At 72.4% G+C, this 10686-nt stretch carries 11 protein-coding genes; 8 read left to right on the top strand and 3 right to left on the bottom strand.

Features of this window, described 5'->3' with window-relative positions:
- Positions 1 to 8 precede the first annotated feature (8 nt).
- Positions 9 to 1403: a dipeptidase gene (locus ACFWRT_RS30140; protein ID WP_380953590.1), complete on the top strand. Its 1395-nt coding sequence runs from the start codon at positions 9 to 11 to the stop codon at positions 1401 to 1403.
- A gap of 88 nt (positions 1404 to 1491) precedes the next feature.
- On the top strand, positions 1492 to 2448 hold the full coding sequence (gene nudC, locus ACFWRT_RS30135) for an NAD(+) diphosphatase (protein ID WP_018510106.1): 957 nt from the start codon (positions 1492 to 1494) through the stop codon (positions 2446 to 2448).
- Between the two features lie 85 nt (positions 2449 to 2533).
- Here the strand turns inward: nudC and ACFWRT_RS30130 are convergent, their stop codons facing one another.
- Positions 2534 to 2788 carry a glutaredoxin domain-containing protein gene (locus ACFWRT_RS30130; protein ID WP_030561071.1) on the bottom strand — a complete coding sequence of 85 codons (255 nt, stop codon included), beginning with the start codon at positions 2786 to 2788 and terminating at the stop codon, positions 2534 to 2536.
- 249 nt (positions 2789 to 3037) lie between these two features.
- Here ACFWRT_RS30130 and ACFWRT_RS30125 point away from each other — a divergent pair, with 249 nt between their 5' ends.
- The 5 genes from ACFWRT_RS30125 (at position 3038) to ACFWRT_RS30105 (ending at position 7010) form a co-directional block, all read left to right on the top strand.
- Positions 3038 to 5263, top strand: coding sequence for an ATP-dependent DNA helicase UvrD2 (locus ACFWRT_RS30125; protein WP_380953591.1), 2226 nt, complete (start codon positions 3038 to 3040; stop codon positions 5261 to 5263).
- Between the two features lie 166 nt (positions 5264 to 5429).
- Positions 5430 to 5759, top strand: a complete 330-nt coding sequence (locus ACFWRT_RS30120; protein ID WP_161263563.1) for a hypothetical protein — start codon at positions 5430 to 5432, stop codon at positions 5757 to 5759.
- A gap of 164 nt (positions 5760 to 5923) precedes the next feature.
- The gene (locus ACFWRT_RS30115; RefSeq protein ID WP_015611216.1) at positions 5924 to 6292 is read left to right on the top strand and encodes a WhiB family transcriptional regulator; all 369 of its coding nucleotides are present in this window, start codon (positions 5924 to 5926) and stop codon (positions 6290 to 6292) included.
- Positions 6289 to 6648, top strand: a complete 360-nt coding sequence (locus tag ACFWRT_RS30110; protein WP_380953592.1) for a hypothetical protein — start codon at positions 6289 to 6291, stop codon at positions 6646 to 6648. Before ACFWRT_RS30115 ends, ACFWRT_RS30110 begins: the two co-directional genes overlap by 4 nt.
- 158 nt (positions 6649 to 6806) lie before the next feature.
- Positions 6807 to 7010 (top strand): hypothetical protein, encoded by a 204-nt coding sequence (locus ACFWRT_RS30105; protein ID WP_380953593.1) that lies wholly within the window; start codon positions 6807 to 6809, stop codon positions 7008 to 7010.
- A 5-nt stretch (positions 7011 to 7015) separates the two neighbouring features.
- Here ACFWRT_RS30105 and ACFWRT_RS30100 read toward each other — a convergent pair whose 3' ends face one another.
- Positions 7016 to 8530, bottom strand: a complete 1515-nt coding sequence (locus tag ACFWRT_RS30100; protein WP_380953594.1) for an ABC1 kinase family protein — start codon at positions 8528 to 8530, stop codon at positions 7016 to 7018.
- Between the two features lie 64 nt (positions 8531 to 8594).
- Positions 8595 to 9740 (bottom strand): ThiF family adenylyltransferase, encoded by a 1146-nt coding sequence (locus ACFWRT_RS30095; protein WP_380953627.1) that lies wholly within the window; start codon positions 9738 to 9740, stop codon positions 8595 to 8597.
- 284 nt (positions 9741 to 10024) lie between these two features.
- Between ACFWRT_RS30095 and ACFWRT_RS30090 the strand changes: the two genes are divergently transcribed.
- Complete coding sequence (locus ACFWRT_RS30090) at positions 10025 to 10648, top strand: M48 metallopeptidase family protein (protein ID WP_380953595.1); 624 nt, start codon at positions 10025 to 10027, stop codon at positions 10646 to 10648.
- Positions 10649 to 10686 lie beyond the last annotated feature (38 nt).

The raw sequence follows: 10686 nt of genomic DNA, 5'->3' as shown, positions 1-10686 counted from the left end.
TCAAGAGCATGAGCGAGACCCCGGACAGCGCCGTCCGTACGTACACCGAACAGCACCGCGCAGCCTTCCTCGACGACCTCGCCGAGTGGCTGCGCATCCCGTCCGTATCCGCGCAGCCGGAGCACGACGGGGACGTACGGCGCAGCGCCGAGTGGCTGAGCGCCAAGCTCCAGGAGACCGGCTTCCCGGTCACCGAGATCTGGGAGACCCCCGGCGCCCCGGCGGTCTTCGCCGAGTGGCCCAGCGAGGACCCGGACGCTCCGACGGTCCTGGTCTACGGCCACCACGACGTGCAGCCCGCCGCCCGTGAGGACGGCTGGGACACCGACCCGTTCGAGCCGGTGATCCGCGACGGCCGGATGTACGGACGCGGCGCCGCCGACGACAAGGGCCAGGTCTTCTTCCACACCCTCGGGGTCCGCGCCCACCTCGCCGCGACCGGCCGCACCACCCCCGCCGTGCACCTCAAGCTGCTGATCGAGGGCGAGGAGGAGTCGGGCTCCCCGAACTTCCGCGCCCTGGCCGAACAGCACGCCGCCCGCCTCGCCGCCGACGCCGTGATCGTCTCGGACACCGGCATGTGGGACGAGGAGACGCCGACCGTCTGCACCGGCATGCGCGGCCTCGCCGAGTGCGAGATCGAGCTGCGGGGCCCGGCCCAGGACATCCACTCCGGCTCGTTCGGGGGAGCCGTCCCCAACCCGGCCACCGAGATCGCCCGCCTGGTCGCCGCCCTCCACGACGAGAACGGCAAGGTCGCCGTCCCCGGCTTCTACGACGGCGTCACCGACCTCACCGACACCGAGCGGGCCCTCTTCGCCCAGCTCCCCTTCGACGAGGCGACCTGGCTCCGTACAGCGAAGTCCCAGGCCGCATCCGGCGAGGCCGGGTACTCCACCCTGGAGCGCGTCTGGGCCCGCCCCACCGCCGAGGTCAACGGCATCGGCGGCGGCTACCAGGGCGCCGGAAGCAAGACGATCATCCCGTCCTCCGCGATGGCGAAGATCAGCTTCCGCCTGGTCGACGGCCAGGACCCCGACCGCGTACAGCAGACCGTCCGCGCCTGGGTGGAGTCCCGTATTCCGGCGGGCATCCGCCACCGGATCACCTTCCAGCCCGCCACCCGCCCCTGTCTGACCCCGTTGGACCACCCCGCCCTCCAGGCGGTGGCCCGCGCGATGGGCCGGGCCTTCGGCAAGAAGATCCTTTTCACCCGCGAGGGAGGCTCGGGCCCGGCCGCCGACCTCAGGGATGTCCTCGGCGCCCCTGTCCTCTTCCTCGGCATCTCCGTACCCTCCGACGGCTGGCACGCGCCGAACGAGAAGGTCGAGCTGGACCTGCTGCTGAAGGGCGTGGAGACGACCGCGTACCTGTGGGGCGAGCTGGCCACGGCACTCCGCTGAATCCTCTGCACACCTCCACGAACATCCTCTGCACACCCTCCACGAACCTGTGCACACCCGATCCACCCAGGGGGAGTAGGAAGTACCTGTGAGCACCTTCGACAACGCCACCGCAGACCGCCCGATCGGCCTCACCGCGCCCAGCGGCATCGACCGCGCGGCGCACCACCGCCTCGACGAGGCGTGGCTGGCCGTGGCGTGGAGCCACCCGACGACCCGCGTCTTCGTCGTCTCCGGCGGGCAGGTGCTGATCGACGACACCCCCGAGGGCGGCACCTCCATCGTGATGACCCCGGCCTTCGAGGCCCCGGTCACCGAGACCCACCGGTACTTCCTCGGCACCGACGAGGAGGGCGTCAGCTACTTCGCGCTCCAGAAGGACTCGCTGCCCGGCCGTATGGACCAGTCGGCCCGCCCCGCCGGACTCCGTGAAGCCGGACTGCTGCTCGGCCCCCGCGACGCGGGCCTGATGGTGCACGCGGTCGCCCTGGAGAACTGGCAGCGCCTGCACCGCTTCTGCTCCCGCTGCGGCGAGCGCACCGTCATCGCGGCGGCCGGGCATATCCGCCGCTGCCAGGCCTGCGGCGCCGAGCACTACCCGCGCACCGACCCGGCGGTCATCATGCTCGTCACCGACGACCAGGACCGCGCGCTGCTGGGCCGCCAGGTGCACTGGCCCGAGGGCCGCTTCTCCACGCTCGCCGGATTCGTCGAGCCGGGGGAGTCGATCGAGCAGTCCGTGGTCCGCGAGGTGTACGAGGAGGCGGGCGTCACCGTCGGCGAGGTGGAGTACATCGCCAGCCAGCCGTGGCCCTTCCCCTCCAGCCTGATGCTGGGCTTCATGGCCCGGGCGACCTCCTCGGAGATCACCGTCGACGGCGAGGAGATCGAGGAGGCCCGCTGGTTCTCCCGCGAGGACCTCACCGCCGCCTTCGAGTCCGGCGAGGTGATGCCCCCGTTCGGCATCTCGATCGCCGCCCGGCTGATCGAGCTCTGGTACGGGAAGCCGCTGCCGAGGCCGGGCAGCCTGAACCGTACGAACTGACCGCATCGACCGAACGCGGAAACACGTAGGCCCCCGGCATCAGCCGGGGGCCTACGTGGAAGCGTGGTGCGCCGAGCGCTCGGCGTCAGGCGGCGAGGGCCTGCTTCACCTGGGCGAGCGACGGGTTCGTCATCACGGACTCGGTGCCGGCTTCGGAGACGATCAGCAGCGTCGGGACCGTCTGGTTTCCGCCATTCGCCTTCTCGACGAACGCCGCCGAGTCCGCGTCGTGCTCGATGTTGACCTCGTTGTACGCGATGCCCTCGCGGTCCATCTGGCCCTTGAGCCGACGGCAGTAGCCGCACCAGGTCGTGCTGTACATCGTCACAGTGCCCGCCATGTCGGTGGCGCTCCCTTGTCTCGTCCGTCCCGCTGCGCGGCCGGCAGCGTCACATGCGGCCCGGCGGCCTGCGCCGCCTTCCCGCACCGAGTGGAACGTACGGGAGGCGGCCACCATTCCCACCACCGCACCGGAGCCGTCGCCCCGCCCGTATCAGTGCAGCCGCCGTCCCCCGCATCAGTACGACGAATACCTCACCCCTGTGGACAACCGCCGCATCCGCCCCTCGGGACCTGGCAGCATGGCGGGGTGACAGCAGCAACGCACTCCACTCTCTTCCCGCAGGTTCCCGAGACCCCGGACGCCGTGCTCGACGGGCTCGACCCGGAGCAGCGCGAGGTGGCTCTCGCCCTGCACGGACCGGTGTGCGTGCTGGCCGGAGCGGGGACGGGCAAGACCCGCGCGATCACCCACCGCATCGCGTACGGGGTGCGGGCCGGCATCCTCCAGCCCGCCACGATCCTCGCCGTCACCTTCACCAACCGGGCCGCGGGCGAGATGCGCGGACGGCTCCGGCAGCTCGGCGCGACCGGGGTCCAGGCGCGGACGTTCCACTCCGCGGCGCTCCGGCAGCTCCAGTATTTCTGGCCGAAAGCAGTCGGTGGTGAGCTGCCCCGGCTGCTGGAGCGGAAGGTGCAGCTCGTCGCCGAGGCCGCCGCCCGCTGCGAGCTCCGGCTCGACCGCAACGAGCTGCGGGACGTCACCAGCGAGATCGAGTGGGCCAAGGTCACCCAGACCGTCCCCGCCGACTATCCGGCCGCCGTCGCGAAGACCCAGCGGGACGCCCCGCGCGACCCGGCGGTCCTCTCCCAGATCTACTCCACGTACGAGCAGCTCAAGCGCGACCGTTCGGTGATCGACTTCGAGGACGTGCTGCTGCTCACCGTCGGCATCCTCCAGGACCGGCACGACATCGCCGACCACGTGCGCGGCCAGTACCAGCACTTCGTCGTCGACGAGTACCAGGACGTGAGCCCGCTCCAGCAGCGGCTGCTCGACCTCTGGGTCGGGGACCGGGACAACCTCTGCGTCGTCGGCGACGCCAGTCAGACGATCTACTCCTTCACCGGGGCCACCCCCGACCACCTGCTGAACTTCCGCACCCGCCACCCCGGCGCCACGGTCGTCAAACTGGTCCGGGACTACCGCTCCACCCCCCAGGTCGTCCACCTCGCCAACGGCCTGCTGAGCCAGGCCCGCGGCAGGGCCGCCGAACACCGCCTTGAGCTGGTCTCGCAGCGCGACAAGGGCCCCGAGCCGGCCTACGCGGAGTATCCCGACGAGCCTCACGAGGCCGAGGCCACCGCCCGGCGCATCCGCGACCTGATCGCGGCGGGCGTTCCCGCCGGGGAGATCGCCGTCCTCTACCGGGTCAACTCCCAGTCCGAGGTCTACGAGCAGGCCCTGGCGGACGCGGGCGTGCCCTACCAGCTGCGCGGCGCCGAGCGCTTCTTCGAGCGGGCTGAGGTCCGGGAGGCGGGCACCGCTCTGCGCGGCGCGGCCCGCGCGGGGCGCAACGACTCCCTGCTCGACGCGGCGGAGGGGCTGCCGTCCCAGGTGCGGGCGGTGCTCTCCACGAAGGGCTGGACCACCCGCCCGCCCGCCGGTTCGGGGGCGGTGCGCGACCGCTGGGAGTCGCTGGCCGCGCTGGTGCGGCTGGCGGAGGACTTCGAGGCGGCCAGGCCGGGGGCGACCCTGACCGACCTGGTCCGGGAGCTGGACGAGCGGGCCGCCGCCCAGCACGCTCCGACGGTCCAGGGGGTGACGCTGGCCTCGCTGCACTCGGCGAAGGGCCTGGAGTGGGACGCGGTGTTCCTGGTCGGGCTGACCGAGGGCATGATGCCGATCGCGTACGCCAAGACCGACGAGCAGGTCGAGGAGGAGCGCCGCCTGCTGTACGTCGGCGTCACCCGCGCCCGCCGCCACCTCTCGCTCTCCTGGTCCCTGGCGCGGTCCCCCGGCGGACGGGCGAGCCGCAGGCCCACCCGCTTCCTGAACGGGCTGCGCCCGGGCTCCACGGCGCTCGGCGCCCGGGGCGGGGCCGGAGGCGGCGGGGGGATCGACCGGGGCACCGGCCGGGCTCCGGCGGCGGCTGCGGGGCGGACCGAGGCCGTCGAGCCCAGGCCCCGGCAGACGGCGCGGTGCCGGGTCTGCCGCCGGCCCCTCACCGACGCGGGCGAGATGAAGCTGATGCGGTGCGAGGAGTGCCCGTCCGACATGGACGAGGCGCTGTACGGCCGGCTGCTGGACTGGCGCGCCGACCAGGCGGCCCGGCTGAGCCAGCCGGACTACTGCGTCTTCACCGAGAAGACGCTGATGGCCATCGCCGAGGCGGTGCCGTCCACCGAGGGGGAGCTGGTCGTCATCGCCGGCGTCGGGAACCGGAAGCTGACCCGTTTCGGGGCCGATGTACTCGCCATCTGCGCAGGTGAGACCGCCGGTGAGGGGCCCGAGGAGGGCGACGGCGAGGACTGAGAAAAACTCGTCCAGAAAATAGTTTGCGCCCGCACCAGTCGTCACCATAGGTTCTTAACCACGGGAACAGCGACTTCTCTGAAGCCCTGACCCCGTGCTGTACTTATCCGAATACGCGCGACCGGCTCCGGCCGGTCACCCTAGACGCCGAGAGGAGGCGATTGAAGTGATCAGCATCATCGAAACCCAGAAAATGACCGGTCTTTCGGTCGTCTCCGCCTGCTCGCTCGGCCTCACCCGCTCCTCGGTCGCTTCGCTCCGCGCCACCGGTCTGTCCGGCATCTCCGCCGTCAGCCCGCTGTCCCTGGCGAGCCTCCCCGTGATGCGGGAGCGCAATGAGCGACCGATCGAGGCACCGGCGGCAGCAGTAGCGAAGGATGCACAGGCTCAGGCCTATGCCTTTGCGGCAGCCGGTGCCGGAGCCAAGAAGCAGACGCAGCAGCACCACACGATGTGGGCCTTCCGTGGGCCTGAACCCTGGAGCGATCCAGCCTGATCCAGCATCAGGCCGGCGCCTCAGGGCCGCGGAACCCCACCCGGGATCCGCGGCCCTTTTGTTTTGTCCTGACGGACGGGACATGCCCAAGGCGCCTCGGACCAGCAGTACCAGCCGCCAATCGGCCAACAGGCCGGCACGACCAGACGAGGACACCACCCACCGTGCAACTCGAAGCGCACGCCCCGTCAGTACCGCAGTCCGACTCGATCTCCCCGCCCGGCTCCACGGAGGACTCCACCTTGCTGCCCCTCACCGCGCTCACCGCGCTCGACGACGCCATCGAGAACCTCGGCGTACCCGTCCCCTGCCGCTCGTACGACCCGGAGGTCTTCTTCGCCGAGTCCCCGGCCGACGTCGAGTACGCCAAGTCGCTCTGCCGTACCTGCCCGCTCGTCGAGGCCTGCCTCGCCGGTGCCAAGGAGCGACGCGAGCCGTGGGGCGTCTGGGGTGGCGAGCTCTTCGTCCAGGGTGTCGTCGTGGCCCGCAAGCGGCCGCGTGGCCGTCCGCGCAAGAACCCGGTCGCAGCGTGACCGCCGAATGCGGCGCCTCCGCCCCCACGCGGTGGCTGCGCCTCGGAACCATCGACCGTCCCCAGACCCATGACCCCCGGAATCAGGCACCAATGATCACCCCCACGAAGGAGCCCGTCGGCTCCGCCACCCCCGACGTCACCATCATCGGCGCGAACGACTCGCGCCAGAACAGGACCCGCGAGATGCAACTCATCCCAGAAGCCATGGCTCGTGCGCATATGCACGACCGCCTGCGGGAGGCCGAGGTGGACCGCCAGGCGGTGCGCCTCGTCGCCGCCCGCAGGATGCAGCGCCGAGCGGAGCGCGCCTCGCTGCGCGCCCGCCGGGCGCTGGCCATGGCCGTCATGCACTGACCTGACCGTCATGCACTGAGCCGGCCGTCATGCGCGGAGAGGCCCCGCCTCTCCGCTCCACGCCGGAGCACCACCCGCCACCGCGGGGCCGTCCGAACGAGGGCGGCCCCGCGGTGCGTTGTGCTGCCGGGGCCCGCGCGCGGGGATATCGTCACGAGGTGGACGAGGACACGCATCCCCCCGAACCACCGGCTGCCGGACCGGTGGTCTGTGCCCGCTGCGGCACGGCCGCCGAAGGCGATACGGCGCCGGTGACCTGGCTCTCCTCCGTGGAGGACGGCCGCCGCCTCCACTTCTGCGAGACCTGCGCCCGCCTCCACATCAGAGCGATCGAGAGCCGCCTCGACTCCCTCTGGTGGTGACCCGACTACGCGCCGCCCTCCGGGACCGACTCCGGCTCCTGGCTCCCCGACGCGAACGCGGGCTCTGCGGGCTCCGCCGGCTCCGCGGGCTCCGCGGATTCTGTGGCTTCCTCGGGCTCTGCGGATTCCTCGGTCTCCGCGACGAACCCCGGCAGCCACGCTTCGAGTTCGTCCCGCAGCCGGACCGCCGCACCGAGCTGGCACAGCACCCCGATCGTGGAGAGCGTGACCCGGTGTATCAGGAGGTAGGACGGTGGGAGGTTCAGCTGCCGACCGAGCTGGTGGGCGGGGGAGCGCGGATCGGCTATCCGGGCCGCCTGGTCCCGCAGCCAGCCCCGGGAGAAGACGAAGTCCTCCACCTGCGCCGGTTCGATGATCGGGAGCAGATAGTCGAGCACCTCGTCCGGCTCCAGCTCGATCGACTCCTTGACGAAGCCCTCGTCGCGCAGCAGCCCGTACACCCCGGCGGCGTCGCCCTCCAGGGTCATCCGCAGGGACTCACCGATGGTCCCCGGCAGCCCGCCCGGCAGCCGGTCCACCGTGCCGAAGTCCAGCACACCCAACCGCCACGCACCGGCCTCGGCACCCCCTTCGTCCGGGCCGTCCTGAGCCTCCGGGCCGTCCTGAGCCTCCGGGTCCTCCGCCGGGGGCAGCAGCCGGAAGTTGCCCGGGTGCGGGTCGGCGTGGAGCAGGCCCGTGCGGGCCGGGCCCGAGAAGAGGAAGCGGGCCAGCAACTGCCCGGCCCGGTCCCGCTGCTCCGCCGTACCCTCCGCGATCACGTCGGCCAGCGGCACCCCGCCCATCCACTCGGTGACCAGCACCTGGTCGGACTGGTGCACCACCCCCGGGATCACCACATCGGGATCGTCCGCGAACTCCTCCGCGTGGACCCGCTGGGCCTGCGCCTCCAGCTCGTAGTCCAGCTCCTCCGACACCCGGTCGCGCATCTCCTTGATGAGCGGCTTGATGTCCATCCCCGGGACCAGCGGGCCGAGCAGCCGGGCGAAGCGGCTGAGCTGGGTGAGGTCCGAGAGCAGCGCCTCGCCCGCCCCGGGATACTGCACCTTCACGGCGACCTCCCGGCCGTCGTGCCACACCCCACGGTGCACCTGCCCGATCGAGGCGGCTGCCGACGGCTTGTCCTCGAACTCCAGGAAGTACTCCCGCCAGTCCTCGCCGATCCGCTCGGCCAGCACCGCGTGGACCGTGGCGGCGGGCAGCGGCGGCGCGGCCTCCTGGAGCTTGGTCAGCGCGGCCCGGTAGGGGCCCGCGACCTCCTCGGGCAGCGCCGACTCGAAGACGGAGAGGGCCTGGCCCAGCTTCATGGCCCCACCCTTCAGCTCGCCCAGGGTCTTGAACAGCTGGTCCGCCGTGCGCTGCTGCACCTCGCGGGCTACCAGCTCGGCGGACCTGCCGCCGATCCGCTTGCCCAGACCCCAGGTGGCACGGCCGGCGAAGCCGAGCGGGAGCGCGGCCAGCTTGGCCGTACGCGTAACCGCCTTCCGGGGAAGATCAGACATGTGCCCCTCCAGTTCCCAGACTGCCGTGCCGCTCGGGCCGCCGGTGTCTCTCCGGCGGCGGCGGTCACCCGGCCATTGTGTCCTGCGCCGGAACGGAGCCGGAGGCCCCTTCCCCCTCGGCGTGCTCGGCCGCCCCGCACGAGCAGTCGGCATGGGGGCCGATCCGCTCGCTCCGCCAGTCCAGCAGGGGCAGCGCGGCCTCCCAGCGCGCCCCGGTGCTGGCCGGCAGTTCCCCGTCCAGGAACGACAGGGCATGGGCCGCGGCGAGCCCGGCCACCGCTGTGGCCAGCCCCAGATCGCAGGCGGGCGCCACACCCCGCCGCCCCGAGCGCCACTGCGCCAGCATCCGGGGCCACTGCGTATCCCGGTCCGCGCGGTGCAGCTCCAGACACCCCGCGCACCCGGTGCCGCCCGGAAGCACGAGGGGCCCGACCACCCCGGTGGCCTCGATGACCCCCGCATAGAGATGTGGGGTGCCCGACGCGATCCAGGGAGCCGCGATGTCCGGGACCGGCGCGTACACCGAGAGGCCGTCCCGGGGTGCGACGACGATCAGCGACAGGCCGGGCTGCCCGTCGCCCGCGCCCCGCTCCGCCCCCGCCGACCGGGGCGCGGGCCCGGCGGCGGCCCGGCGGACGAGCCGGCGGGCCGCCACATCGCGCCGTTCCCCCACGGCCGCCGCCGGAAGCCCGGCCGGCGCCACGTCCCCCGGCTCCGCCCGGCCCCCGTCCAGCACCTCCACCTGGCCCACCCCCGAGCCGGACAGCACCGCGGCGATCGACGCGCCGACCCGGCCGGCGCCCCGCACCTGCACCCGCATCGCCCGGCGGGCCGCCATCCGACGCAGCCCCTCGCCCGGCCCGGGATGGACCACGGAGAGCGAGGCGACATCGGGACGTTGACGCTCCATCACCTCGGCCCGGTGGCGCAGGACATCCGCCTGCGGGCCGGCCGCCCGCGGATCGTCGAGAAGGCCCGCCTCCGCCAGCCGCCCTATCAGAACGTCCACATGACGGTCCGACAGGTCCAGCATCCGGGCCTCCTCCCGCAGCAGCGGCAGGCCACGCGTCCCGTCGAGCAGCTCCAGAAAGCTCCCGGTCGCGATGTCCACCGGACCCAGCGTCACGGCGTGCGCGGGGGTCACCCCGAATTGCACGGTGTTCCGTCCGCGCCATGCCCGGCGCAGCGCGGGCTTCAACATCGGATGCAGGACTTCTCCCCGGACTTCTTCCCCGAGACGCACGGCTTTCCCCCGATCGGTGTCGTGACCGCGTGCTCGGGATGATTCCCGGCCGCGTCGAGCCATTGCCCGTCGAACCATTGCCAGAATGCGCGCCCGCGGCGAAGCGTGCGCGGAGTTATCCACAGGTAGCGGGATTAGTCATTCGATAATGTGGCTCATGGTGCGAAGCGAGGTGCGGGGAGTGGAGAGGATCGGTGGCGAACGGACCCGGAGGCGGGACTTCCCCCACTGACAGCGGGTAACGTCGAGGCGTGCCCGCAGACCCGTCACCCGGCGTCGCCGGGGAGACCCCCATGCGCAGCGCCGTGAGCCATCAGCCCGGCGCGGCCGCCCGTGCGCCCCGCGCTCCGGCGACGAGCGCGGTCGAGGTCCGCAGGAGCACCCGGCGCAGGAAGTCGGTCTCCGCGTACCGGGAGGGCGGCCGAACGATCGTGCTCATCCCCGCCCGGATGTCGGAGGCGGAGGAGCGGCGCTGGGTGGGCGTGATGCTCGACAAGCTCGCCGCCCAGGAGAGCAAGCGGGTCCTCGGGGACGCCGAGCTCACGGAGCGGGCCGAGCGGCTGTCCGCCCAGTACTTCGACGGCGGGGCCCGCCCCGCGTCCGTTCGCTGGGTGACCAACCAGAACACCCGCTGGGGCTCGTGCACCCCCGCCGAGGGCAGCATCCGGCTCTCGCACCGGCTCCAGGGCATGCCGGAGTACGTCGTCGACTACGTACTCCTCCATGAGCTGGCCCATCTGCTCGTTCCCGGCCACGGCCCGGGGTTCTGGCGACTGCTGGAGGCGTATCCCCGCACCGAGCGGGCCCGCGGCTACCTCGAAGGAGTGGTGGCGGCCGATCAGCTGCCCCGTACGCCGGCCGAACCCGAGGAGTGAGCCCGGTCGGCCGTTCCCGTCAGTTCTGTACCGGGTCT

Source organism: Streptomyces cyaneofuscatus (assembly GCF_042718795.1).
GTDB lineage: Bacteria > Actinomycetota > Actinomycetes > Streptomycetales > Streptomycetaceae > Streptomyces > Streptomyces cyaneofuscatus_A.
This window is presented reverse-complemented; position numbering and strand designations above follow the sequence as displayed.